Source organism: Nocardiopsis sp. B62, from assembly GCF_018070675.1.
Classification (GTDB): Bacteria; Actinomycetota; Actinomycetes; order Streptosporangiales; family Streptosporangiaceae; genus Nocardiopsis; species Nocardiopsis prasina.
Genome location: NZ_JAGPXK010000020.1, coordinates 1 through 24,809, shown reverse-complemented (window position 1 = coordinate 24,809; position 24,809 = coordinate 1). Strand labels below are relative to the sequence as shown.

24 protein-coding genes and 2 tRNA genes are annotated in these 24,809 nt (G+C 68.4%); 11 read left to right on the top strand and 15 right to left on the bottom strand.

Features of this window, described 5'->3' with window-relative positions:
- Positions 1-21: 21 nt before the first annotated feature.
- The 6 genes from KBX21_RS19460 to KBX21_RS19435 form a co-directional block, all read right to left on the bottom strand.
- Complete coding sequence (locus KBX21_RS19460; RefSeq protein WP_210842821.1) at positions 22-609, bottom strand: DUF4446 family protein; 588 nt, start codon at positions 607-609, stop codon at positions 22-24.
- A 36-nt stretch (positions 610-645) separates the two neighbouring features.
- Positions 646-1,500, bottom strand: a complete 855-nt coding sequence (locus tag KBX21_RS19455; protein ID WP_210842819.1) for a glycosyltransferase — start codon at positions 1,498-1,500, stop codon at positions 646-648.
- 4 nt (positions 1,501-1,504) lie between these two features.
- Positions 1,505-1,861, bottom strand: a complete 357-nt coding sequence (locus tag KBX21_RS19450; RefSeq protein ID WP_199776580.1) for an STAS domain-containing protein — start codon at positions 1,859-1,861, stop codon at positions 1,505-1,507.
- Between the two features lie 128 nt (positions 1,862-1,989).
- Positions 1,990-2,580: an ATP-binding protein gene (locus KBX21_RS19445; RefSeq protein WP_049572911.1), complete on the bottom strand. Its 591-nt coding sequence runs from the start codon at positions 2,578-2,580 to the stop codon at positions 1,990-1,992.
- Between the two features lie 227 nt (positions 2,581-2,807).
- The gene (locus KBX21_RS19440; protein WP_210842817.1) at positions 2,808-4,733 is read right to left on the bottom strand and encodes a PAS domain S-box protein; all 1,926 of its coding nucleotides are present in this window, start codon (positions 4,731-4,733) and stop codon (positions 2,808-2,810) included.
- Between the two features lie 89 nt (positions 4,734-4,822).
- On the bottom strand, positions 4,823-5,155 hold the full coding sequence (locus tag KBX21_RS19435; RefSeq protein WP_049572918.1) for a rhodanese-like domain-containing protein: 333 nt from the start codon (positions 5,153-5,155) through the stop codon (positions 4,823-4,825).
- An 82-nt stretch (positions 5,156-5,237) separates the two neighbouring features.
- Between KBX21_RS19435 and KBX21_RS19430 the strand changes: the two genes are divergently transcribed.
- Entirely contained in the window at positions 5,238-5,714 is a 477-nt protein-coding gene (locus tag KBX21_RS19430) for an SSI family serine proteinase inhibitor (RefSeq protein WP_210842815.1), read from the top strand.
- Between the two features lie 59 nt (positions 5,715-5,773).
- Here the strand turns inward: KBX21_RS19430 and KBX21_RS19425 are convergent, their stop codons facing one another.
- Positions 5,774-6,385, bottom strand: coding sequence for a TenA family protein (locus tag KBX21_RS19425; protein WP_210842813.1), 612 nt, complete (start codon positions 6,383-6,385; stop codon positions 5,774-5,776).
- Between the two features lie 426 nt (positions 6,386-6,811).
- A tRNA-Leu gene (locus tag KBX21_RS19420) sits at positions 6,812-6,897 on the bottom strand.
- 234 nt (positions 6,898-7,131) lie between these two features.
- On the opposite strand from KBX21_RS19420, the gene KBX21_RS19415 reads away from it, so the two are divergent.
- From KBX21_RS19415 to KBX21_RS19380, 8 genes are all read left to right on the top strand, one after another.
- Complete coding sequence (locus KBX21_RS19415) at positions 7,132-7,890, top strand: DUF3662 and FHA domain-containing protein (protein ID WP_082206478.1); 759 nt, start codon at positions 7,132-7,134, stop codon at positions 7,888-7,890.
- Positions 7,891-8,134: 244 nt separating this feature from the next.
- On the top strand, positions 8,135-8,686 hold the full coding sequence (locus tag KBX21_RS19410) for an FHA domain-containing protein (RefSeq protein ID WP_082206467.1): 552 nt from the start codon (positions 8,135-8,137) through the stop codon (positions 8,684-8,686).
- A complete protein-coding gene (locus KBX21_RS19405) occupies positions 8,683-10,071 on the top strand; it encodes a Stp1/IreP family PP2C-type Ser/Thr phosphatase (protein WP_049572928.1) in 1,389 nt (462 codons plus the stop codon). Before KBX21_RS19410 ends, KBX21_RS19405 begins: the two co-directional genes overlap by 4 nt.
- A 4-nt stretch (positions 10,072-10,075) precedes the next feature.
- Positions 10,076-11,482, top strand: coding sequence for an FtsW/RodA/SpoVE family cell cycle protein (locus tag KBX21_RS19400; RefSeq protein WP_017546633.1), 1,407 nt, complete (start codon positions 10,076-10,078; stop codon positions 11,480-11,482).
- Positions 11,479-12,942: a penicillin-binding protein 2 gene (locus KBX21_RS19395; protein ID WP_210842811.1), complete on the top strand. Its 1,464-nt coding sequence runs from the start codon at positions 11,479-11,481 to the stop codon at positions 12,940-12,942. Before KBX21_RS19400 ends, KBX21_RS19395 begins: the two co-directional genes overlap by 4 nt.
- Entirely contained in the window at positions 12,942-14,423 is a 1,482-nt protein-coding gene (locus tag KBX21_RS19390; RefSeq protein ID WP_049572934.1) for a serine/threonine-protein kinase, read from the top strand. The genes KBX21_RS19395 and KBX21_RS19390 overlap by 1 nt, the downstream gene beginning before the upstream one ends.
- Positions 14,424-14,503: 80 nt before the next feature.
- Positions 14,504-16,312, top strand: a complete 1,809-nt coding sequence (pknB, locus tag KBX21_RS19385) for a Stk1 family PASTA domain-containing Ser/Thr kinase (RefSeq protein WP_049572937.1) — start codon at positions 14,504-14,506, stop codon at positions 16,310-16,312.
- 173 nt (positions 16,313-16,485) lie between these two features.
- Complete coding sequence (locus KBX21_RS19380; protein WP_049572940.1) at positions 16,486-16,740, top strand: cell division protein CrgA; 255 nt, start codon at positions 16,486-16,488, stop codon at positions 16,738-16,740.
- 249 nt (positions 16,741-16,989) lie between these two features.
- Here the strand turns inward: KBX21_RS19380 and KBX21_RS19375 are convergent, their stop codons facing one another.
- Positions 16,990-17,706, bottom strand: coding sequence for a rhomboid family intramembrane serine protease (locus KBX21_RS19375; RefSeq protein WP_307869240.1), 717 nt, complete (start codon positions 17,704-17,706; stop codon positions 16,990-16,992).
- Positions 17,707-17,952: 246 nt separating this feature from the next.
- Complete coding sequence (locus KBX21_RS19370; RefSeq protein WP_049572946.1) at positions 17,953-18,477, bottom strand: peptidylprolyl isomerase; 525 nt, start codon at positions 18,475-18,477, stop codon at positions 17,953-17,955.
- A 244-nt stretch (positions 18,478-18,721) separates the two neighbouring features.
- Here KBX21_RS19370 and KBX21_RS19365 point away from each other — a divergent pair, with 244 nt between their 5' ends.
- A complete protein-coding gene (locus KBX21_RS19365) occupies positions 18,722-19,279 on the top strand; it encodes a hypothetical protein (protein WP_049572949.1) in 558 nt (185 codons plus the stop codon).
- A 118-nt stretch (positions 19,280-19,397) separates the two neighbouring features.
- On the opposite strand, the gene KBX21_RS19360 is transcribed toward KBX21_RS19365, so the two are convergent.
- The 5 genes from KBX21_RS19360 to KBX21_RS19340 form a co-directional block, all read right to left on the bottom strand.
- Complete coding sequence (locus KBX21_RS19360) at positions 19,398-20,048, bottom strand: DUF1707 and DUF4870 domain-containing protein (RefSeq protein ID WP_082206469.1); 651 nt, start codon at positions 20,046-20,048, stop codon at positions 19,398-19,400.
- A gap of 260 nt (positions 20,049-20,308) precedes the next feature.
- On the bottom strand, positions 20,309-20,638 hold the full coding sequence (locus tag KBX21_RS19355) for a WhiB family transcriptional regulator (RefSeq protein WP_049572951.1): 330 nt from the start codon (positions 20,636-20,638) through the stop codon (positions 20,309-20,311).
- A gap of 888 nt (positions 20,639-21,526) precedes the next feature.
- A tRNA-Ala gene (locus tag KBX21_RS19350) sits at positions 21,527-21,599 on the bottom strand.
- Between the two features lie 150 nt (positions 21,600-21,749).
- On the bottom strand, positions 21,750-21,872 hold the full coding sequence (locus KBX21_RS19345; protein ID WP_014912962.1) for a DLW-39 family protein: 123 nt from the start codon (positions 21,870-21,872) through the stop codon (positions 21,750-21,752).
- 185 nt (positions 21,873-22,057) lie between these two features.
- On the bottom strand, positions 22,058-22,888 hold the full coding sequence (locus KBX21_RS19340) for a helix-turn-helix transcriptional regulator (RefSeq protein WP_210842807.1): 831 nt from the start codon (positions 22,886-22,888) through the stop codon (positions 22,058-22,060).
- Positions 22,889-23,115: 227 nt separating this feature from the next.
- Here KBX21_RS19340 and KBX21_RS19335 point away from each other — a divergent pair, with 227 nt between their 5' ends.
- Positions 23,116-23,424 (top strand): hypothetical protein, encoded by a 309-nt coding sequence (locus tag KBX21_RS19335; protein ID WP_017546622.1) that lies wholly within the window; start codon positions 23,116-23,118, stop codon positions 23,422-23,424.
- Positions 23,425-24,809 lie beyond the last annotated feature (1,385 nt).

Below are 24,809 nucleotides of genomic sequence, written 5' to 3'. Positions count from 1 at the left end.
CAGCCGGTGGCCCCGGGGTGGTCACTTCCCCGGGCGGGGCGCCGGAGGACCATGGGTTCCCCCACCGCCCTCGGGCGAGGTGTCGGCGTCCCCGTCGCCGCTCTCCTTCACGTCGGCCCCCCGCACCACCGTGACCAGGGCTTCCGCGTCCTCGTCGGGTTCGTCGGCGGACGGACCGGCGGGTCCGGCCGGTGCGGGGTCGGGCAACGTGGCCCCGATCCCGTTGCCCAGGCGCGCCGAGCGGATCACCCGGTACTCCTCGGGGCTGAGCAGGTGGTCGGCCTCGCCCCTGGTGACGGCCTTGGCGTAGGTGCGGGTCTCGGTGCGCCCGTTGATGGACGTGACGACCACTCCGTCACCGTGGCTGTTGAGCATGGCCAGGGAGAACGAGCGGGCGCCCGACATCTCCTCCAGGGCGTCGTAGTGCAGGACGGCCACGTCGCGGACTGCCCTGGGGTCGGCCCCCGAGGCGTTGACCGCGAGGGCGCGTTGGGCCAGGACCTGGTACTCACCGCGGACCTGGCGGGTCCGGTACAGCGCGTACACACCGAGGGCGAGCCCGGAAAGCCCGGCGAACAGTGCGATGGATGCGATGAAGGTAGTGAACACAGCGCGAGCGTATCCCTACGCATCGCGCCCATGGGGTCACTCTTGGCGATTTTTGCGAGTAATGTGCCCGCTTTTTCGGATGTGTTCACGCCCGTCGCCGGTGCTCCTCGCCGTCACTCCCTGCCAGGTCCGGCGCAGCGCCGGCCGCAGTTCACGGGCGGTCAGGGCACGTGCGACGTCCACGAACTGGTGCGCGCGGTGCAGTTGGGCGCGCAGGTCCGTGCCGGTCGCGCGGTGTTCGAGCGGGACCGCGACCTCCATGACGCGGAAGCCCGCGTGCAGGACGTCGATGGTCAGTCCGGTCTCCACCCCGAACCCCGGGGCGAGGGGGCGCGCCGCCTCGAAGGCCGCCCGGCTCATGCAGCGCTGTCCGTTCAGCGGCTGCTCGGGCTCCCACCCGGTGCTCCTGCGCACGCCCTCCCGGGCCAGGCGGACCACGAACCCGTGCCCGCCCAGACGCAGCCGGGTGGCCGGGAACAGCGCGATGGTCATGTCCGAGGTTCCCTCGAGCACCGGTTCCACCAGGGGTGCCGCGTCCTTGGCGGTCTCCCCGAGGTCGGCGTCGAGGAAGAGCAGGTGGCGCGGGGCACGGATGGCCCCCTCCGCCGCCTCACGCTCCTCCGTCAGGCGCACACCCTCGGCGCCCGTCTCCATTGCGGCGCCCTTGCCCCGGTTGCGGCTGTGCCTGAGCACCCTGGCCCCCGCCTCGAGGGCGAGGTCCGCGGTGCGGTCGGTGGAACCGTCGTCGACCACCACGACCAGGTCGACACCCGGCAGCGTGTGGGCGGCCACGATGGTGGCGCCGATGCGGTCGTCCTCGTTCTTGGCGGCGATCACCACGGCGACCGCCGCGTCCGTCGGCTCTTCGGGCCGTCCTCGTACCACGGACACCCGACTACTGCGCCGAGCCGGTTCCCGCGGCCACCAGCGACGCGTCGACGTCCGGGTGGATCACGAAGACCTCGTCCAGACCGGTGACCTGAAGGACCTTCATGACCGCGGGCTTGGGCGCCACGAGTTCCAGGTCCCCGCCCCGGTCACGGGAGCGCTTCATCGCGGAGAGCAGGACGCTGATCCCCGTCGAGTCGCAGAACTCCGCCCTCGACATGTCGACGACCAGGCGCCGTGCCCCCAGGGCGAGGGACTCGACGAGTTCGGTGCGCAACTGGGGTGCCGTGTACAGATCGATCTCACCACCCACGGTTACCACTGCGACGTCATCCTGAGATCGGCTTGATATCTTCAACTCCACGGTCGTGACTGTAGCGTCCACGCCGGGGCCGGGCCACCTCGTTGGCGGCGTTTCGCTACATCGGTCACGTTCTCCGCTCGGAACCACCGAAAGCCCAGCTCAAAGCGGATCAGACCGGCGATTCCGGGTCAGGGCAGGACACTCCAGGCGGGTTGGCCCTCGCGGACACCCAGGTCGAGCTCGACCACGTCGGCCGCGTACGACCGGGCGCATCCCTCGTCCGAGGCGGGCGCCGCCGCGACGGTGTCGCCCGCTTCCTCGGCGATCTCCAGCACCGCCCAGACCGTGGTCGTCGTCGCGTCCATCTCGGTACCCCAGCGGCCCGCCAGGGACTGCACGATGCCCAGGCCGCGCCCGCCCAGACCCGAAAGCGAGGGGCGGGACACGCGGGGCATGGTGGTGGAGCCACCGTCGCGCACCGAGATCTCCAACCAGTCCGCCGTTGGACCCTCCGGGTCGATCTCGGCCCGCCAGCACACACCCACCGTGTCGTCCGGAAGGGCGCTGGCGTGTCTGAGGGCATTGCTGACCAGTTCGCTGAGGATCAGGGCCGCGTCGTCGATCCGGTCCACCCTGATGCCCAGGGCGCGCAGGTCGGCGCAGAGCGCCTGTCTGGCCCCGGTGACGCTCTCGGGAACGTAGGGAAGGATGACGCTTCGCTCGACCTGCCGAGGCGCGTCGTGGCCCCCGTCGTCGTGTGCGGCGTTGTCTCCTGACACAGCTTTCGTCCCCGCGAGTTCGTGCTTCTCGGTCGGTCCGGAACTCGCCCGAAGTGTGCCAGCGAATTCCACCAGGGGTGGAAATGCCCCGATCCCCTGCAGGGGAAACCAGCCCGTGGGCGAATCCGCGGGGACGATCCCGGTCACGGCCCTGTACAACTCCGACGTGACAGGGCTTGCGGGGCCGTTGAGGTTTTTGTTGTTTTCTGTGTGTCGCCGTGTCCGTTCTACGCCTTTGCCGGGGAAACCTCCGGCTCCTCCCTGCTCCTCGGCGTTTCGGACACCAGGACGCCGAGCTCGGCGTCCTCGCCCCGGTGCCGGGGCAGGGTGACCCGCATCCGCGTACCGTTCTCCATCCGGTGCGCGGTCACCTCCCCGCCCTGTTCCCGCACCAGCTGGCGCACGATGTACAGACCGATCCCGAGCCCGCTGTACCCCCGGCGGTCGCCCCGTTCGCCGCTCTGGAAGAAGCGCTCGAAGATCCGTTCCTCGTCACCGGGGTCGATCCCGATCCCCTCGTCGTCCACGTGGATGGTGACGATGTCCTCGTCCTCCTGGACCGTGACCCGCACGGTCCCGCCGCTGGGCGTGAACTTCAGCGAGTTCTCCAGCAGCTGGTCGATCACCATCCCCGTGACCAGCGGGTCGCCCACCGTCCACAGGGTCCCGCCGGAGTCCAGGATCAGCTCCTGGCGCTCGGCCAGGGGACGGAAGGCCGTCACGGACTGACCCAACAGCTCGACGAGGTCGAAGGGGACCTTGTCCACGGTCATCTCGCCGCTGGCCACGTCCGACCCCAACCGCAGCCGCTCCACCAGCTTGGCCAGCGCACGGGCGCGGTCGAGGATGATCTCGCTCGCCTCCTGGCGGCCCTCCGGGCCCAGCCGTTCACCCTTGCGGGACAGCAGCGCCGCGTACCCCTGGATCACCGTCACGGGTGTGCGCAGCTCGTGCCCCGTGCTGGCCAGGAAGAACTCCCGTTCCTCCTCCAGCGCCTTCTGCGCGGTGATGTCGCGGAAGTCCACCACCCACTCGTCGGTGTCCGGGATGCGCGCCATGAGGATCTCCAGCCACCGGCCGCCCTCGTTCTTGTGCTTGACGGGCTCACCGTGCGCGGCCGGTATCGGGAAGGGCGGGTGCCGGCCCTCCATCTCCTCGAACGAGTAGCCGGTCAGCTCCGCGGCCGACCGGTTCCACTTGCGGACCTTGCCGGTGGAGTCCAGCACCGCGATCCCGTCCGCGCTGGAGTCCGACACCGCCTGCTCCCTGGCCCGCTGGAGCTTGAGCTCCTCGTAGGCCATCGCGTTGCCTATGGCCACCCCGGCGTGCTCCGCCAGCAGTTCCAGGAGCTCCAGCTCCACGTGCCCGACCCTGCGCTCGCTGTACAGCGCGTACAGGGCTCCGTAGGGGCGGCCCTGCACGTTGGACACGCACAGGGCGATGGTGTGCAGGCCGGGCAGGTCGGCCCAGACCAGGTCCTCCAGGCTGCGGGTGGCGCTGTTGGCCAGGAGCACGGACTTGCCGCTGCGCAGGAGTTCACCGAACAGGCTCGACTCCAGGGGCGCGCTGACCCCGTACAGCTCCTCCGACAGGTGGGTGAGGCTGACCAGCTCCACCCGGTTCTCGTTGAGCAGGACGAACCCGCCCGCGTCGGCACCGGTCAGCTCGGTGAGGCTGCTGATGATGCGGTCCAGGACCGACTTGAGGCTGAGGTCCGCGTTGATGTCGGCGACCACGTCGGTCAGCCGTCGCACCAGGCGGGCGCGCTCCATGGCGGAGGTCTGCGCCTGGACCTCCTTCTCGCTCGGGTAGAGCACCAGCACCCACCCGGCGTGGTTCCCGTGTTCGTCCCGCACGCAACCGGTGCTGACCCGCACGTCGACGGCGGCGCCGTCCCTGCCCATGCGACGGGTGAAGATCGTCAACGGCGTCCCGTTGCGCACCTGTTCCAGCACCGCGCCGTGTTCCGGCCGCAGTTCCTTGGGGATGATCGGCAGCTCGCCGCCGAGCACCTCGGCGGCGGGCCAGCCGAACATCCGCTCGGCCGCCGGGTTCCAGACGGTGACCCGCAGCCGGTCGTCGATGCCGATGACCGCGTCCGCCGAGGACGCCAGCACGGCTTCGGCACTGAGGGGCGCGCGGTCGGAACTCACGTCGTCATAGTGCCATTCGTGGGGCTCCGCGTGGCGGGGCTTCGCACAATCCGACCAAATTCGACGACCGCCGCTTCACAGCGTGACCACTAGATGACTGTGGGCTCACCCTCACCCTCGGCCGCCATGTCACGGGCGGCGTGCTGCCAGGCCTGCATGCCCCCGGCGACGTTGACCGCGTCCCAACCGGCCTGGTTGAGCGCCATCGTCGCCTGGGCCGAACGGCCGCCCACCCGGCAGACCACGTAGACCCTGCGGTCCTTGGGCACCTCGCCCGCGCGCTCCCCCAGCGTCCGCAGCGGGATGTGCGCGGCGCCGGGCGCGTGGCCCGCCCTCCACTCGTCGTCCTCGCGGACGTCGAGAAGGTAGGCGCCCTCAGGCACGTCGTTGACGAGGACCTCGGCGACCTGCTCACCGAACATGTTGGTGACCCCCTGTGTCGAGTGTGTTCCGAAAATCGAAAAAACGGTGGAACCCGGGAACCGGGCCCTCCGTCCAACCAGTATGCGTAAGCACACCTTCGCAACGGCCCTGCCGACCCGCCTCGCCGCACTCGCAGCTCTTGGCCTGCTCATCACGGCCTGCGGCAACGAGCCCACCGAGGTGAACGCGCCGGCTCCCGACCAGACAGCCCCCGACGAGACCGCCGAAGTGGAACTCGTGATCGAACGCTCCCTGTCCGAAGAGGACGCCCTGACCCCCGAGGAGGGGTTCGAGGAGGACGAGTGGACGCTCACCTGTGCCCCCGCGGGCGGTGACCACCCCGACCCCGAGGCCGCCTGCGCGGAGATCGAGGACGTCGGGACCGAACCCTTCACCCTCGACACCAGCGACTCCATGTGCACGATGCAGATCGGCGGCCCCGAGGTCGTCCGCGTCACCGGGCACGTGAACGGCACCGACATCGACACCGAGTTCAACAAGCGCGACGGTTGCGAGATCGAGCGCTTCGAAGAGGTCCACACGGTCCTCAACCCGTAGGACCACGGTCCTCGACGAGTGGAACCACGGAGGGGCGGACCCGGTCCGCCCCTCCACGTCTACGCGTAGGGGGTGTCCCAGAAGGCCACCTCGTGGCGCATGCCCTCCAGGAAGAAGCGCTCCGCCCTCGCCGGATCGGGTCGCGCCTCCTCCAGCATGCGCCCGTACCTGCGGGTCAGATCGGTGAAGGCCGGATCGGCGTACGTGTCGATCCACCGCTGGTACCTGGGGTCCTGCGGCCTGGCCCGGGCCAGTTCGAGCCCCAGTGTGTTGTAGCCCCACATACACGGGTAGACGGCCGCCAGCCCGTCCCGGTAGTCGGCGGCCGCGTCCAGGAGCCAGGACGTGTAGGCCTCGCAGGCGGCGCCCTTCTCCTTGGTCTCCAGGTCCGCGCCGAACTCCCCGGACAGGGAGCGGTGCAGCTCCAGTTCCTCGGTCAGGGTGCTGTGCGCGATCCCGACCAGGTCGGCGAGGTGGCCGTCCGGCGCCTGCCAGGCAAGCCGGGAGAAGGCCCGGGCGTAGTCCAACAGGTACAGGTGGTCCTGCTCCAGCCAGTACCGGAAGGCCCGTTCGTCGAGGTCACCCCGGGCGATCCCGGAGACCGTCGGATGCGCGAGCTGTTCGGCGACCAGCGGCCGCCCGATGTCGTGAAGTCTCTCGATGATTCCCACGCCCGGAGTGTCCCATTCGCGTGGATGACCCCCGGAACCCGCCACCCTCGGTGTCCGCATACGGCCCCCGGACCTAACGATCGAAGATCGTTAGTGGGCAACCCCGACCCGTTGGGGCAACCCGAATCCCGTACTCAGCGGCAGCCGAAAGCCGCGCCACGCCCGAAGTCCCGACAGAACTGCCAAAATCGGAGACCGACTCCAACGGAGGACCAACCCACAGGCCTGACCAGGCGCAGGACCCAGCCGTGGGCCGGAGTGCCCCGCCACACGGAGGGCCAGGACCGGCCCATCCACGGTCGTACCGGAAGCCGGAGGGCCGGAGGCCGAGTGGCACACCGGGGGCGCGGAGCGTCGTCCCCCACAGGGCACAACAAAACGACCCCGGAAGCTGGCCTGAGGCCAACGACCGGGGTCGTCTTCGTCTGGTGCGCGAGGAGGGATTTGAACCCTCACATCCTTTCGGACACACGGACCTGAACCGTGCGCGTCTACCGTTCCGCCACCCGCGCTGGTGTGACTCATGAAGTTGTGTTGCCAGGTGATCCGGGCTTTTTTCCTGTTCCCCCTGGCGACATGAATAAGGCTAGCACGGCTTCAAGGCGGGTTGCACACCGTTTGTCGCGGACCCGGATCAGGGCTCCCGGAGCCTCCCGACGGGGGTGCGCCTGAAACCAGGGACACCCGGGCCCGGTTACGATCGTCTACACATACGGAGTGGAGTACAAGGGAGGTACCTCGTGGGAGTGCTCCAACGCTTCGAGCGCAGGCTTGAGGGCATGATCGAAGGCACCTTCGCGATGGCCTTCAAGTCTGAGCTCCAGCCGGTCGAGGTCGCGAGCGCGGTCCAGCGTGAAATGGACGAGCGCGCGGCGATCGTCGCCCAGGGACGCACACTGGTTCCGAACGACTTCATCGTCGAGCTTTCGGCCAGTGACAAGGAGCGCCTGGAAGTCTACGCCGACAGCCTCGGCCAGGAACTGTCCAAGCTGGCCCGCGACTACGCCACCGAACAGGGCTACTCGTTCGTCGGTCCGGTGCGGGTGCAGTTCAGGTCGGACGAGGGTCTGAAGACGGGTCGCTTCCGCATCCGCTCGGGCGTCGTCCGAGGAACGATGGTCAAGGACGGAGAGGTCCGTCAGCCCGTGGGCGACCCGGGCCCGGGCGGGGGACCGCGCCAGACCGGCCGCCCCCGACTGCTGATCTCCCCGGGCGGCGCGACCGCCGAGGGCAACATCGCCAGCCAGGGCATGCAGCAGTCCTTCGAGCTGACCACACCGGTCACCCTGCTGGGGCGCGGCACCGACTGCGACCTGCGCCTGGTGGACAACGGTGTCTCACGTCACCATGTGGAGATCCGGGTCGACGGCGAAGAGGTCATCCTGGAGGACAAGGGGTCCACGAACGGGACCTTCGTCAACGGACAGCAGGTCAGGCAGGCCAGGCTGGTGGACGGGACCCGGATCAGCCTGGGCCGTACCACGATGACCTTCCGCCGGGACTGACCACCCGGCCCCGATCAGTCGGACGATCCGGCCGAACCGGACCGCAACCAACCGCCCCGATTCGGCGTCTGAAAGGTCGTTGTCCGAGCCCGGCCTGGTATGGACCTGTGTCGGAACTCCGGCCGGGCGGGTAGTCTCCGCGATGACCTGACCGATCGGGGAGAATGGCCGCGCCCGGCTGGGCCGCGGACCAGCGACCCAGACTCACCGACTCGAAGGTGGGGCAGAAACGGTGGCGGCGCCGATGACCGCCACCCCGGCCGAAGCACGACAGGGGCTGAAGAGCAGTTCGATGTCCAACTTGACCCTCATATTGATCAAGATCGCGTACCTCGCGGTGCTTTGGCTGTTCGTCCTCATGGCGGTCGGCGTCATCCGCACGGACCTCTTCGGCCAGTCGAAGAAGAAGCCCGGGAAGAAGAAACCCCGCTCCTCCTCGTCGCGTCCGGCCCCGCGCCGCGCCGCGTCGTCGTCCCAGGACCGACCGCAGCGTCCCCGCCGCAACGAGCCCACGGTCCTGGCCGTGACCCAGGGCCCGTTGACGGGAACCACGGTCAACCTGTCCTCACAGCCCATCCTCATCGGCCGCGCCCCGGACTCGACACTGGTCATCACCGATGACTACGCCTCGGGCCGCCACGCGCGCGTCTACTCCGAAAGCGGCCGCTGGTTCGTCGAGGACCTGAACTCCACCAACGGCACCTACCTCGGCCAGCAGAAGCTGAACCGCCCCCAGCCCATCACGGTGGGTCAGCCCATCCGTATCGGCAAAACCGTCCTGGAACTGCGCAAATGACAATCGCTCTCCGATACGCGGCGTACTCCGACGTTGGATGCCTCCGCGAAGGCAACGAAGACTCCGGCTACGCCGGCCAACACCTCCTCGCGGTAGCCGACGGCATGGGCGGTTACGCGGGCGGTGAGGTGGCCAGCTCCATCGCCATCTCGTCCATCCGCCAGCTCGACACCCAGGACGACCCCAGGTCCGAGGAGATGGCCGAGGTCCTCCAGCGCGCGGTCGAGCGGGCCAACGAGTCGCTCGCCATCCGCATCCGGCAGGAACCCCAGCTGGAGAACATGGGCACGACCCTGACCGCCATGCTGTGGTCGGGTTCCCAGGTCGCCCTGATCCACATCGGCGACTCCCGCGCCTACCTGCTGCGCGGTCCGCGCTTCGAGCAGATCACCCACGACCACACCCTGGTGCAGACCCTCGTCGACGAGGGCAAGATCACCGAGGAGGAGGTCGCCACCCACCCGCAGAGGTCGCTGATCCTGCGCGCGCTGGACGGCAAGACCCCGGTCGACCCCGACATCTCCATCAGCAAGGCGAAGGTCGGCGACCGCTACCTGCTCTGCTCCGACGGCCTGTCCGGCGTCGTCAGCAAGAAGACCATCCACGAGACGCTCGTCGCGGAGACCGACCCGCGCGGGGCCGCCAAGAAGCTGATCGAGCTGGCCATCCGCGGCGGCGGCCCGGACAACATCACCGCGGTCGTCGCGGACGTCATCGAGACGGACACCGACCGCGAGGGTCCGACCAACGTCTCCCACACGGTGGGCGCGGCCGACCAGCGCGACGAGTCGACGGGGCCGAACGAGACCAGCCCCGCCAGACGGGCGCAGGAGCTGCGCGGCGCCGGCGGCGACACCGCCGAACTCGACCCGGTCCGGGAGAACGCCCAGAACCAGGACCCCGCCTACGGCGCCCCCTACGAGGAGCGCTCGTACGACACCCACGACGACTACGACGCGCCGCCCTCGCGTGGCCGGGACGCCGAGCCCGAGTACCGCACGCGCAGCTGGTGGCCGATCATCGTGGTCTTCATCGTGGTGGTGGCCCTGATCGCGGGCGGCGGTTACTACTTCGGCCGCCAGTACGTGGAGAGCCAGTTCTACGTGGGCCTGTCCCCGAACGGGGAGACGGTCAGCGTCTACCAGGGCATCGACACCGACATCGCGGGCATCAGCCTCTCCGACGAGGTCGAGACGACCGATCTCCAGGTGGGGTCGCTCTCCGAGGCCGACCAGGAACTGGTCAGGAACACCATCACGGTCGACGACCGTGCCGACGCCACCCGCGTCGTCGGGGAGCTGGAGGAGGCCGCCGACGGCGCCGCCTCGAACGGTTCCACGACGGGCGGCGCCAACAGGGAGACCGAGACCGAGGAATCGGGGTGACCCTGTGAGTACCACCGCGCCCGAGGCGCCCACGGCACTCCCCCCGATCCAGCGCCGCAACGCGGAACTGGTCCTGATCGGGATCACCATCCTCATCACCATGGGTGCGATGGCGATCTCGGGTCTGAACCTCAACGGCCAGGTCCCCGGCGCCATGTGGGGCTACGGCCTCATCTTCGGAGCCCTGGCGCTCGCCACCCACGTGGCACTGCGCTTCATCGCGCCCTACGCCGACCCCCTCATCCTTCCGTGCGCGCTCTTCCTCAACGGCATCGGCGTCGCGATGATCTGGCGTCTGGACGCCGCGGACTCCGGCGAGATCGAGCACGCGGGCGTCGGCATGCAGCTGATCTGGACCGCGGTCGGCATGGTGATGTGCATCGCCCTGCTGTTCTTCCTCAAGGAGCCGCGGGTCCTCCAGCGCTACACCTACATCAGCGCGCTGGCCGCACTGATCCTCATCGCCCTGCCGATGATCCCGGGTCTGGGCGTCTCCGAGTACGGCGCCCGGCGGTGGATCGGCATCGCGGGCCGAACCATCCAGCCCTCCGAGTTCGCCAAGATCGCCCTGGTGATCTTCCTGGCGTCCTACCTGGTCACCAAACGGCAGGTGCTGTCGTTGGCGGCCCGGCAGGTGAAGATCGGCCGGTTCAAGATCCTTGACCTGCCGCGCGCCCGTGACTTCATGCCGATGGTCGTCGGCTGGGTCGCGGCGATCGGTCTGCTGGTCATCACCAAGGACCTCGGCACCTCGCTGCTGCTCTTCGGCACCTTCCTGGCGATGCTGTACGTCGCCACGCAGCGCTCCTCCTGGGTGATCATCGGCCTGACCGTGTTCCTCGGGGCGGCCGCGCTCGCCTTCCAGCTCTTCTGGCACTTCCGCCAGCGCGTCGACATCTGGTTCAACGCCTTCGACCAGGAGGTCTACGACCGTCTGGGCGGCAGCATGCAGCTGGTCCAGGGCCAGATCGGCATGGCGTACGGCGGACTGTTCGGCACCGGCATGGGCGGCGGCCAGGCCCACAACATCTTCGCCGCGGACAGCGACTTCATCCTGGCCTCCCTCTCGGAGGACCTGGGGCTGACCGGCCTCATGGCGATCCTGATCGTCATCTTCATCCTGGTGGAGCGGGGCATGCGCATCGCTCTGGCCTCCCGTGAGCTGTTCGTCAAGATGCTCGCGAGCGGCCTGGCCTTCGTCATGTGCTTCCAGGTGTTCGTGGTGCTCGGCGGCCTGACCCGGCTCATCCCCCTGACCGGTATGACCACGCCCTTCATGGCCGCGGGTGGTTCCGCCCTCATGGCCAGCTGGTTGATGATCGGCCTGTTGCTCCGGATGAGCGACAACGCGCGGCGCCCGGCGCCGCAGGCCATCCAGGACGAGGGGGCCACACAGGTGATCCAGCGATGAACACACCCATCCGACGCCTCAGCGTCTTCTCGATGATCCTGTTCGCCGCCCTGATGGTCCAGCTGACCTACATCCAGGGGTTCCAGGCCGAGGCCATCCGCGACGACCCGCTGAACGCGCGCCAGTACACCGAGCGCCTCAGCGAGCAGCGCGGACCGATCGTGATCGGTGACGAGAACGTCGCCTCCTCCACGAACATCTCGGAGGAGGGTGACCCGGCCCGCTACCAGCGCGAGTACGTCGGCGGCAGCATGTACACCCCCGTCGTCGGCTCGTTCCGCCGGTTCGGCGCCTCGGGGATCGAGTACACGGAGAACGCGCTGCTGGACGGCAGCGACGACCGTCTCGCCGTGCGCAACTTCCGCGACATCATCACCGGCCGCGAGCCCGAGGGCGCGCGGATCGAGCTGACCATCGACCCGGCTGTGCAGGAGGCCGGTTACCGGGGCTTCGAGGCGCTGGGCAAGAACGGCTCCGCCGTGGCCCTGGACCCGAGCACCGGGGCCATCCTCGGTTCGGTCTCCTACCCGTCCTACGACGGCAACGACGTCTCCAGCATCACCGACGTCACCGAGGCCAACGAGAACTACGTGGCTCTGGAGAACGACCCCAACCAGCCGCTGCTCAACCGGGCGCTGCGCGAGCGCTACCCTCCGGGTTCGACGTTCAAGATCGTGACGGCCGCCGCCGCCATCGAGCACCTGGACGCCGGCCCCGACAGCACCATGGACGCCCCGGACGTCCTGGAGCTGGGGCACTCGCTACCCAACGCGACGCCGGGCGGCACCTGCAACGGCGGGCAGCCGGACACCCTGGCCCACTCCATCCAGATCTCCTGCAACACCTCGATGGCCAACTGGGCGATCGAGATGGGCGGGGAGGCCCTGGCGGACCAGGCCTCGGCGTTCGGCTTCTCCAAGACGCCCGACGAGCGCGACACGCTCACTGTGCCCATGGACGTCGTGCCGAGCCTGGCGCCGGTCGAGGACGACCGCAACATCCTGGGGCGCGCGGGCATCGGGCAGTCCAACGTCGAGGCGACGCCGCTCCAGATGGCCATGGTCGCCGCCGGTGTGGCCAACTCCGGCGAGGTCATGCACCCGTACCTGGTCGACTCCGTGCGCGACGCGGACCGCTCGGTGGTCACCCAGACCACTCCCGAGATCCACAGCCAGGCGATGAGCGCCAGCACGGCGTCCACCCTCACGGACATGATGGTCCTGGTGACCGGCCCGGACGGGTCCGGCACCAACGGCGCCATCCGGGGCATCGACGTCGCGGGCAAGACCGGTACCGCCGAGACCGGCGGTGAGAACGGAACGCACAACTGGTTCATCGGATTCGCACCCGCGGACGACCCGCAGGTCGCGGTCGCCGTGGTGATCGAGCACGGCGGCGGCAGCGGTGGCGAACTCGCCGCGCCGATCGCCCGCCAGATGATGGAGGCAGTGGTCCAGTAGTGAGCGCCTACGAGCCGTCTTCCCATAACGGCCCCGGTGGACTGGCCGGGGCCGTTCTGAGCAACCGTTACCGCCTGGAGGAGCAGATCGGCTCCGGCGGTATGGGCACCGTGTGGCGGGCGACCGACACACTGCTCAACCGTTCCGTCGCGGTGAAGCTGCTGCACCCGGCCCAGATGGCCGAGCCGACGGCACGAGAGCGCTTCCGGACGGAGGGCAGGATCACCGCCGGTCTGTCCCACCCGGGCATCGCCCAGGTCTTCGACTACGGCGAGGAGGAGGGCCGCGCGTTCCTGATCATGGAACTCGTGGTCAGCGAGCCGCTCTCGCAGGTCCTGCGCGAGCAGGGCCAACTCAGCTCCGACCAGACCCTGGACTTCGTGTGCCAGGCGGCCAAGGCGCTCGCCGCGGCGCACGCCCGCGGTGTGGTGCACCGCGACATCAAGCCGGGCAACCTCCTGGTGACCGAGGACGGCCAGCTCAAGCTGACCGACTTCGGTATCGCCCGGGGCAACACCTCGGTGACCCTGACCCAGACCGGCATGGTCATGGGCACCGCCCAGTACATTTCGCCCGAGCAGGCGTCGGGGCGGCCCGCGAGTGCCGCCTCCGACGTGTACGCGCTCGGCGTGGTGGCCTACGAGTGCCTTGCGGGGACGCCCCCGTTCACCGGGGACAGCCCGGTCGCCCTGGCGCTCGCGCACACCCGCGACGATCCGCCCGAGCTGCCCGAGTACGTTCCCGCCGACATCGACGAGCTGGTCTTCTCGATGTTGCAGAAGGACCCGGAGGACCGCCCCTCCTCCGCGGGCGAGGTCGCGCACCTGGCCGCGGTCATCCGCTCCAACGCGGGCACCGGGCCGCCCACCCCGTCCACCGGTTTCCACGGCATGGCGCAGACGATGGTGGTCGGTTCCGTGCCGGACGGCGGTCCCCGTACCGGACCGTCCGGAACCGTGCGGCGAACCGCCGGGCAGTCGGCCGTAACCCCTGTTCAGGGCGGCGATTCGGCTAGTCTGGCCGAGGGTTCGGGCACGGAGCGACGCATCCGGACCCCCGTGGTGTTGGCCGCGGTGGCCGCGACCATCCTGATCGTGGCCGCGGCCGTGGCGGGGTTCGTCTTCAGCCCGGACCGCGACACCCAGAATGTCAACGACAGCACGAAGCCCCCGACCTCCGAGGTCTCCCCCTCGCCCACCCCCAGTGAGGACGAGGACGAGGACGAGGAGATCGAGCCCCATGTGCCGGTGGACGACACGCCGCACTGGACGCCCGATCCCGGCGGCTGGGAGGAGACGGAGAGCCCCCTGCCCGATGAGGGCGAGGAGGAGCCGACCCTCCCCGAGGACGACGAGAGCGACGGGTCCGAGGAGGATCCCGGCACCGACGAACCGGCACCCGACCCGGAGACCCCCGGCGACGGCGAAGGCGGGGGCAACGAACCCCCGCCCGGATCGGGCGGTGGCAACAATCCTCCGTGAAGAGGGAACGAGCCAGAGACGATCAGGGTAGGCGGCGGCCCTCGGGCGGCTTCCGGATGACACGAGGATGAGTGCACGACATGTCCCAGCCCCGGCTTCTCGGCGGCCGCTACGAACTCGACACGGTGGTCGGGCGCGGTGGCATGGCCGAGGTACACCGCGCACGCGACCTCCGGCTCGACCGGCTCGTCGCCATCAAGACGCTCCGCCACGACCTGGCACGAGACCACGTCTTCCAGGCGCGCTTCCGCAGGGAGGCGCAGTCGGCGGCGTCCCTGAACCACCCGGCGATCATCGCGGTGTACGACACCGGTGAGGACATGGTCGACGGGGTCTCCCTCCCGTACATCGTCATGGAGTTCGTGGACGGGCGCACGCTCAAGGAGCTCCTGGACGACGACCGCAAGCTGCTGCCGGAGCGTTCGGCGGAGCTGGTGGACGGCATCCTCAAGGCCCTGGAGTACAGCCACGACAACGGGATCGTCCACCGGGACATCAAGCCCGCCAACGTGATGCTGACCAAGAACGCCGAAGTCAAGGTGATGGACTTCGGCATCGCCCGGTCGATGGACGACAACCAGGCGACGATGACCCAGACCTCCCAGGTCATCGGCACCGCGCAGTACCTCTCCCCCGAGCAGGCGCGCGGCGAGCGGGTCGACCCGCGCAGCGACATCTACTCGACCGGCTGTGTGCTCTACGAGCTGCTCACCAACCGGCCGCCGTTCACCGGCGACTCCCCCGTCTCGATCGCCTACCAGCACGTCCGCGAGGACCCGGTGCCGCCGTCCGATCTGGACGGGCAGATCCCGGAGTGGCTGGAGGACGTCACCCTCCGCGCGATGACCAAGGACCGCGAGGAGCGCTACCAGAACGCCGCCGAGATGCGCGCGGACATCCAGCGCGGTCTGGCCGGGATGCCCACCCAGGCGGGCACCATGGCGATGGCCGCGGCCGGTGCGACCACCGCGATGCCGCCCGCCGGCGACGACCGGTACGACGACTACGACGATGACGACTACGACGACTACCGGGACGAGAAGAAGCGCGGCGGGGGCAGGGCGGCTCTGTGGGCCCTGCTGGCCCTGGGCGTGATCGGCTCGATCATCCTGGTGTTCTTCCTGATGAACCAGAACAGCACGGAGGACGTCCCGACGATGGCCGTTCCCGACCTGGCCGGGAGCACACTGCCGGAGGCGGAGGCCGAGCTCACCGAGGACGGGTTCGAGAACTTCCGCTCCGAGCAGAGGGCCGACGACGAGATCGAGGAGGGGACGGTCATCGAGACCGACCCCTCGGCCGGATCGGAGATCGAGGCCACCACCTCCATCGTCGTCTACGTCTCCTCCGGCCCCGGGGCCGTGGAGGTCCCGAACGTGGAGAACCAGTCGGAGGCCGACGCGCTGTCGACGCTCAACGACGCGGGCTTCGAGAACGTCGCCACCGACCGCAGGGCGAACGACAGCATCGCCGAGGGCAACGCGGTGGGAACCGAGCCTGACTCCGGCACGGACGCCGACCCCTCCGAGGAGATCACGCTGATCATCTCCTCCGGTCCCGACCAGGTGGGTGTGCCCGACCTCCAGAGGATGACGCGCGAGCAGGCGGAGAACGCGCTCAGCTCCGCCGGGCTCAGCGGTGACTTCCAGGAGCAGGAGAACGGCGACGCCCCGGAGGGCACCGTCATCAGCCAGTCGCCCTCCGCCGGGCAGAACGTGAACACGGGGAGCACGGTGACCGTGACGCTGGCGGTGGCCCCGGCCGAACAGCCCACCGACCCCGAGGAGCCCACGGACCCGGGCGAGCCCACCGATCCCGGGGAGTCCGACGGCCCGACCTTCCCGGACTTCCCGGGCCCGGGGGACGACTTCGTCTTCCGGAGGGACTAGGACGAGGCTGACACGACGGCGGGCGGGTGCTCCGAGGAGCCCCGCCCGCCGTCGTGTGCGCTCCCGGAGCCCGAGGCGTTGGGCTATTGGAACCATCCTCCAGTGACGTGCGCCCCACCCGACCCGTAGACTGTGTTCGTTCCGAACCGCCGCTAATCCTTGGAGCAACGACCGTGCCCAAGTCCCGCAACGACCGCAAGAAGAAGGCTGTCTACACGCCGCCTCCTTCCAAAGAGAAGCCGAAGGTCAGTCCGCGTTGGCTCGTGCCGACGATGCTGGGGTTCTTCATCCTGGGCATTCTCTGGATCGCGGTCTACTACATCGCGGGTTCCCAGGTGCCCTACATGCAGGACTGGCACAACTGGAACCTGCTGATCGGCTTCAGCGGGATCATCATGGCCGTCATCCTGTCCACGCGCTGGCACTGACCCCCCGTCGCGCACCGCGCGGCACCCCCTGACCCGAGCGGTCCGACAACGGCGCCAACGTCCCCCGTGGGCGTTCCACCTGCCTTGATCAGGTTTTCCACAGGGTTATCCACAGGCTGTGGGTAGCTCTGTTCGCATGCCCGGAAACGGAACCGACCACCGGCGTCCCGGGGCGGAGCGCCCTGGCACCAGAAGACCCCCGGAGGACTTCACATCCTCCGGGGGCCTTCTGGTGCCGACCGAGTCGGCTCAGACGGACAGCACCGAGAACCAGAGCGACGGCGCCAGGAACAACAGCACGATCAGCAGGACCACGAAGGCCGCCACGAGGACCGTGTGCGTCAGGGTCCGCCGTCCCTCCCGACCCGACGAACCGGACGGCAGGTGGGCGAAGACCGCGCCGAGAGCCAGCCCCGCCACGAGACCGCCAATGTGCGCCGTCCAGGAGATGCCGGGGACCAGGAACGTGATGCCCAGGTTGAGCGCCAGCAGGACCAGGATCATCCGCATGTCCAGCCGGAGGCGCCGGCCGATCACGAAGACCGCCCCGAAGAGGGCGAAGATCGCGCCGGAGGCGCCCACCGAGAGCTGACCGGGAGCGAAGAGCGCGCTCATGACGGACCCGGCCAGGGCGCCCGTGACCCACAGAGCGATGAACCGGCCGTGCCCGAGCCAGCGTTCCAACTGCTGCCCCAGGAGATACATCGCGTAGCCGTTGAACAGCAGGTGCATGACACCGCCGTGCAGGAAGGCCGCGGTGATCAGCCGGTACCACTCGAATTGCAGGATCGCGGCGAAGCCGTGCATGCCGAACTCGACGACCAACGGTGACCGCCCGGCCTGGCCGACCGGGTCGGAGGTGCCCAGCTGAACGAGGAAGCCCACCGCCATCAGCGCCAGGATCGTCCAGGTCACATAGGGCTTCTGGACGACCCGGCCGCCGAAGGTGGTCCGTGCGGACCGCACGCTCCGGTTCCCCTCCGCCACGCACTCGGGGCACTGGAACCCGACAGACGCCTCGACCATGCAGTCCGGGCAGATCGGCCGCGAGCACCGGGTGCAGCTGACACCGGTCTCCCGGCCGGAGTGCCGGTAGCAGGTACGAGGTGTTCCCGGCTCGGAACCGGGTTCGGACGGGCTTCCTGGCGGAGGGGGATACGCGGTCATGGGTGGGTCGTCACTCCTCTGGGTCTCACCGCTGTGGTTCCAGATCTAGCGGGTGATCTCGACGCTGTTGATCACCACGTCCTCGTGGGGACGGTCCTGCGCGTCGGTCGAGACCTTGGTGATCTCGTCGACGACGTCACTGCCCTCGACGACCTCGCCGAAGATGGTGTGACGGCCGTTGAGCCAGTACGGCTCACCGACGGTGATGAAGAACTGCGAACCGTTGGTGCCCGGGCCCGCGTTGGCCATGGCCAGCAGGTACGGACGGTCGAAGCTCAGGTCCGGGTGGATCTCGTCCCCGAACTTGTAGCCGGGGCCGCCGCGACCGGTGCCCAGCGGGTCCCCGCCCTGGATCATGAAGCCGTCGATGACGCGGTGGAAGACCGTGCCCTCGTACAGGCTGCTGTTGGACGGCTTGCCCGTGCTGGGGTCCACCCACTGCTTGGAGCCGTCGGCCAGCCCGACGAAGTTGGCGACCGTCTCCGGCGCCTGCTCCTCGAAGAGCTTGACGACGATGGTTCCCTTGGAGGTGTTCAGCCGCGCGGTGGGCTGACCCGTGGAGTCCGACACCTCAGTGCCTTTCGGTCGAGTGAGATTTACGTGCTCACGTTACCCGTCCGTCCACCGCGTTTCGCCTGAACCCGATCGGCCCCTTGACGGTGTCGAAACGTAGATCACAGACGCAGAGGACGTATGTTGAGATAACACCCGGATAACGGGGAAGGACGACGGGAAGCCGCCCGGGGGGCCGCACGCGTCGGCCACCGGGTGGAGGAACCCAACGAACCTGAGATCGATCGAAGGAGCTGACGACGTGCCTATCACTGCCAAGCGTCGCAAGGCACGCAAGGAGGCCGAGGCCAGCCTCGCCCGCTTGCAGGACCTGGCCAAGGAGCAGGCCGACCGTTTCGGCCCGTACGCGGACCAGGCACGGGACCAGGCGGCGCTCAGGCTCCTCCAGGCGCGTGGATGGACCGCTCCTCGGCTGGAGACCGCCGCGCTCCGTGTCGAGGACACTGTGGCGCCCAGGGTGGCCGGGCTGCTGACCACGGCCGCGCAGCGGATCGACCCGAAGCCGACTCGCCGCGGGCTGCGGCTGCTCCGGCGCGGGAACCGCCGTGTGCCTCGAGGGGTGCTGATCGGTGGCGCCGCCGTGGTCGGCGGCGTGATCGTGTACTCGCTCATCCGGATGCGCCAGGCCTCACAGGACGCCGAGTGGCAGGAACACCTGGACCAGGCTCGCGAGCAGGTCCGTGAGACCCGTGAGCACCTGGAGGAGAAGGCCTCGGACGCCGCCGACACCGCGACCGAGACCGCCAAGGCCACCAAGGCCAAGGCGAAGGAGACGGTGCGCGCCGCCAAGAAGGACTGACGTCCCGGACCTGACATCCCCCTCCCGGTGAGGGCGGGGCCCCTCCGGGAGGGGCCCGCCGACCGGTGCGTTCTGTGAGCCGCGTCGAGGTCTCGGCGCGGCCTCAGTCGTGTTCGGGTCAGTTGTCCTTGATCAGGCGGTACACCAGCGGGTACTTCCAGCTCCGGCCCATCAGGGCCCCGGCGGCGGCGATGATCGGCAGGATGAACCAGCCGAGGAAGATACCGACCAGGACGAGGGCCGGTAGCACCAGCCAGACCAGCAGGAGGCTCGCGATCGCGCCGACGAGGCAGAAGAGTTGGAAGTTGAGCGCCTCCATGGCCTGTCGCCGCAGGTAGGGCGACAGCTCCCCGCCGATGAGCAGCAGTACCAGCGGGGCCAGGAAGGGCAGGAAGAAAGCGGACAGGTGTCCGGCGGCCGCCCCGACCTTCTCCACCGGGTTGTCGGTGGTCAGCTGCGGCTCCTTCTCCCCCTTGCCCTGCTGCGGGCCGGTGGCCCCGCGGGCGTTCCCGGTCCCGCCGGGCGAGACGCGGACCCCCAGGTCGGCCGTGAGCGGTACGAGGTCCGCGCTGACCTTGGCCCGCATGGCGTGGTCGAGCCGATCGCCGAACTCGTCCTCGTCCAGCTGCCCCTGCGAGTACGCCTCGCGGAGCACCTCGGCCACGGCGTCGCGGTCAGCGTGGGTGAGCCGTATGTGCGGCTCGGGAACGGCGGGGCTCTGATCCCACGGGTTCCGCCTCGGCGGCTTCTGAGGGTTCTGCACGGCCATCCCCACTCCCAGTGTGCTCGGTGAGCACGGCCGTACGAGGATGACCGCGCTCCCCTCCATGATGCGGCATCACACGCGGTGCGGGTATGGGGGGCGTCCCTGATCCTCCCCTGATCCGGTCCTCCCCCCAAGGGAGGAGACCGGCATCGACTTTGGTCGGAACGCGCCACACACCGCCGCGGTCGCCGTCACGGATTGGCGCGAGCATCCCCGTGGCCGACCGTCATCCGTCCGGGCTCCCCTCCCAGACGGGTCTCACCTCACTGTCGCGCGGTGACGGGCACCCCGGGACGCGCGGGCTCCTGCTCGGTCCGCTCCTCCTCGTAGCGCCGCTCGGCGTTGGTGAGCAGGTCGAACCAGCTGGTGACGTCCTTGCGCCGACGCAGCAGGGCACGGCGCTCGCGTTCGGTCATGCCTCCCCAGACACCGAACTCGATCCGACTGTCCAGCGCCTCGGCGAGGCACTGGGTACGCACCGGGCATCCCCGGCAGATGAGCTTCGCGCGGTTCTGCGCGGCACCCTGAACGAACAGGGCGTCAGGGTCGATTTCGCGGCACTTGGCTCGGGCCGCCATCTTCTCATTCCACATGTTGCCCCACTCCCAAGATCAGCATGTGTGGTGATCGAATCCCACCGGAGGGCTCAGGCCTTCCGATGGACGAGGAACAGCGGACCGAAGCGAGGACGGTGCACGATGCCGGGCGGGGGGCCGCGCGGCTCGCCTTCGGGGGTCGTCGTTTCGGCGCGCTGTGTTTCTCGTTGTCGTTGGTGTCGAAACTACGGATCGCCGGAGTTCACCAACAGGCCCCAAGAGGCCTATTTCTCATATGGCCCACTAGGACCATTGCCTCCTGAGGAAGTGTCATCATACACACACGGAGAGTCACCGCATGTGATACAAGCACCCCCGCGCAACCACAATGAAAGGTCGGTCTCAGACCATTCCCTGAAAACCATGATGACCTGCGACTTCACACCATCCCATGGGCGAGAGTCCCCACTGCGACAGGCGTGCCCCAACAGGACACGCTGTCACCGAACCCACCCGATCGGGCTATGCGGACCCCCCGGACAGACGTGCAGGGCAACCACACAGGTCCCCCAATTCACTCCCACACGAACGCATACATAACTACCGTTTAGTAACCTCGGGGAATTTTTCGCGAGTCCGTTCCGGAGCGTCCCATCCAATGTGACCAAAGGTCCCAGCACCGGGATTTCGGCACGAATGGCTCACGGTCCATGATTCGCGGCATCCGTTGGCCCACGGTCAAGGTCGTCCAGGACCTGATGGGCGCCGCGTCTCCGGAGTCACCGTTGAGGCCGACAAGATCACCACCGGCAGGTCGACCCCCTCCACGGGAGCGACCGCGAGGAACCCCAGGAGCCTGGGCGGCGCGCCTGCGCGCTCTGGGTGCTCACGCGTGCGAGGAAACGACGAAGCGGCCCTGTGCCAAGCACAGGACCGCTTCGGGGGTGGAGCCAAGGGGAGTCGAACCCCTGACCTCCGGTATGCAAAACCGGCGCTCTGCCAGCTGAGCTATGGCCCCAACGGGCCCGGGAACATCCAGGCCACCTGGAGAGCATACCCGCATCGCGGGGCCGCACAGCACAAAGCCGTGGGTCGCACCACGGGATTGTCGGCCCACCCACGTCTTCGTGTCACCTGGAAAGCTCTCGGCCCCTGAGCCGAAGGGCGATCAGCTCTCGCTGGCCGCGGTGGCTTCCGTCCACAGGTCGAGCTCGGCGCGGTCCGCCTGGATCTTGCGGTAGACGGCGAAAGCCCCGAGGGCCACCAGCGCCAGAACGATGATCTTCTTCACTGTCCGGACCCTTTCACTGTTGGAAAACCGGTCGTACGCACGGGCTCCCTGAACGAGAGCCCCGTGGGCAACTTTATGAGGTTGTCACCTAGCAGACTAGCAAGCCATGGCGGGCGGTCCCTGCCATGGTGGACGGATTCACACCGTCTTCTTCCGCTGATCCGCCCTGAGGGGGTTCCGCACGGTCAGGTCAACAGCGCCATGCGCCCCAGAATCCCGACCGTGGACTGGGGGGAGGCCGCGATCCGGGTGAGTTCCTCCCAGACCCTCCGGCACGAACGAAGCGCGTCCTCAGCCTCGACGATCCCTCCGCCCTGGGTGGAGTCCACGTACGCGAGGTCGGCCTCGTCCTCCTCGAACTCGAGTATGGAGAAGGGTCCCGCGAACCCCGGATGGGGTCCCGCGGACGTCGGCAGCAGCTGGACCGTCACATGCGGCTCGGCGGCCAACTCGACGATCCTCCTCGTCTGCCCGCGCAACAGGCCCAGATCACCCGAGACGCGTTGGAGGGCGTCCTCCTCGACGACCGCGTGGTAGTGCCCCAGGGACCCGGAGTCGAGGATCTCCTGGCGTTTCAGGTACGCGGCCACCATCCGCTCCGCCGCGCGCTCCCCGTGCCCCAGGCGCCGAGCCAGGGCGGCCGTGTAGTCCGGCGTCTGGAGGAGATCAGGCACCAGGATGCCCGCGTAGGACCTCAACGACACCGCTCCGGCCTCGTTCCCCACGTAGGCCGACGACAGCACGTCCTCGTACTCGGTCCACCAGGGCCGCAGGCGCGACTCCCGAACCAGCGTCAGGATGGCCTCCCGCTGTCCCCCGGTGACCCCGTACAACCTCAGCAGCGCGGCGATCTCCATGACCGAGGGCCACTTGCGGATACCCGTCTCGATGTGACCCAGCTTGGCCGGCGACCACTCCAACTCCTCCGCCACGTCGTTGAGGGTCATGCCCGCCTGGACACGGCGACGTCGGAGTTCGGCGGACAGTCGCCGTCGGCGAACAGTGGGGCTGGTCATAGCACTGATCCAATGACGCAGAGTGTCGGGTCTATCAGCGAAACACGACACCTAGCATCTAGCAATGAGTTTCTAGAAAAGAGCGACCGATTCGATGCATTACGAGACGGACCTCAATGCCAAAACCGAAGGTTTGTTACGATAAGTAACCACATCCGCAACACGAACCCACAGTTGAAAAGCGCGTACGATGCTTGAGGGCGTACCCGCACACATAGAGGAAACCCATGAGCTACCCGCTTGACGACGCAGAGCAGTTGATCGCGAACGCGGAGGCCCAGATGCCACCCAGCACCCGGTCACGCCTGATCGCGAAACTCCGCATGGGTAAGCACATCGACGACGCCGCCAAGGAGCTGGACATCAGCCCCAAGCAGGTCTTCTCGACGGCGCGAGTCCTCAAGCCCTTCGGCGAGCAGCTCGACGCCACACTCACGAGCCAGCGCGACCCCTCACTCCCCCACGGCAGCGTCACCGGCTACAACAAGCGCTGCCGCTGCCCCGAGTGCCGCGGCGCCCTCCAACAGCGGGTCTGAACCACTCCGTCCTCATCTGGCCACCTCTCCCACCTGCGTCAACGAACCGTTAACCCAGACTTCTCCAACCAATACGCCGAACAGAGGCTTACGGACGTGGAAGTTGGGGAGACCGCTGAACATGAACGAGCACGTGGACTGGTCGACGTTGAGCGAGGACGACTTCGTTGCGCTGCTGCGGCAGCTCATCGACACACCTGAAGCCGACGAGGACTGAGCACCGCAGGTGCCCATCACCCCTTAGGGGTCAGTACCTCCACCGTGCCCTGCTCCTGCACCCCAGAGGGCCCGAAGGCCACCCGCGCCCCTTCGGGGCTGGAAGCTCCACCACGCGCTGCTGCGAGGCACACCCGGGCAGCGCCCCGCACCGAAGGGACCCCGACCGTGCCGCACGGCGCCAGCCCCCTCAGACCCTGGGGGTCTGGAAACGGTCACGTGAGTGCCCTCGTTGGTGTGTGCGCCAATGCTGGGGACACGTTCTTCTGGAGCGCGTCGGTTGTCCTGGGGGTGGGCCGGCTGCGTTCCTCGCGCTCTTTCATACTGCCGGAACAAGGTGCGTAGCGGCCGCCGATGGCTGCCGAACACCGGGCTCAGACCACCACCAGGCGCGCGGTAGTAGCCCGCACGCACCAACCACCTCGGCCACCGGGGGTTTGATGCTTCCCCCTGCGCCGTAGTGACCCGCACGGCGCAAACCCCCTCAACCCCAGGGGGTGTGCGCGTGCAAGTGTGCAGCCGCCTCAGCCCCAGGAGGTGTGCTTGAAGCCCCGTCCCCCCTGGTTGAACCCGCACGGCGCAAACCCCCTCAGACACAGCGGGGTGCAAACGTGCACTCGTGCGCCTGGTTCAGTGGTGCGGGTTGGCCGTAGAGCGGTGGTCGGCCCTCAGACGGCGGGGGTTTTTACCAGTCCGGGGGACACGCATCTCTGGAACACATCAGTAGTCCTGGGGGGTGGCCCGTCGCCGTACTTGGCCCTGAACTACCAGACGGTCGCTGGTCTGCTCATCCGCCAAGTGCGGTGCGGGCACAGCACCATCCACCCACCCCGCCCTGACCAGAGCGAATGACCCCAAGGGGTACGCAGTAACCGGCACCCGACCACTTCAGCTAATGGGAAAAACGGGTTGGCCGTAGAACCCTCGCGCTACAGCAACCACAACCCAAGAACCCACAGCGCACACCAACCCCCAGTAGCCCTCGACCCCCCAGGGCTTCTCCCATCCCCCAACCCAGAAACCACAACCCCAACCACAACCCCAACACAATTCACAAACGCACAAACAACCCCAACAAAAAAGAAGGGAAAGAACCCGCCCCAAAGGACAAGCCCTTCCCCTCCCCTATCAAGAAAAACCGTGGCAGCGACCTACTCTCCCACCCCACA

Bases quoted from the DNA above. Each gene is read 5' to 3' on its own strand.
- KBX21_RS19435 (WP_049572918.1), bottom strand. From the start codon at position 5,155: ATGTTCGGTGAGCAGGTCGCCGAGGTCCTCGTCAACGACGTGCCTGAG.
- KBX21_RS19430 (WP_210842815.1), top strand. From the start codon at position 5,238: ATGCGTAAGCACACCTTCGCAACGGCCCTGCCGACCCGCCTCGCCGCA.
- KBX21_RS19410 (WP_082206467.1), top strand. From the start codon at position 8,135: ATGACCGCCACCCCGGCCGAAGCACGACAGGGGCTGAAGAGCAGTTCG.
- KBX21_RS19405 (WP_049572928.1), top strand. From the start codon at position 8,683: ATGACAATCGCTCTCCGATACGCGGCGTACTCCGACGTTGGATGCCTC.
- KBX21_RS19395 (WP_210842811.1), top strand. From the start codon at position 11,479: ATGAACACACCCATCCGACGCCTCAGCGTCTTCTCGATGATCCTGTTC.
- pknB (WP_049572937.1), top strand. From the start codon at position 14,504: ATGTCCCAGCCCCGGCTTCTCGGCGGCCGCTACGAACTCGACACGGTG.
- KBX21_RS19360 (WP_082206469.1), bottom strand. From the start codon at position 20,048: ATGGCCGTGCAGAACCCTCAGAAGCCGCCGAGGCGGAACCCGTGGGAT.
- KBX21_RS19355 (WP_049572951.1), bottom strand. From the start codon at position 20,638: ATGTGGAATGAGAAGATGGCGGCCCGAGCCAAGTGCCGCGAAATCGAC.
- KBX21_RS19340 (WP_210842807.1), bottom strand. From the start codon at position 22,888: ATGACCAGCCCCACTGTTCGCCGACGGCGACTGTCCGCCGAACTCCGA.
- KBX21_RS19335 (WP_017546622.1), top strand. From the start codon at position 23,116: ATGAGCTACCCGCTTGACGACGCAGAGCAGTTGATCGCGAACGCGGAG.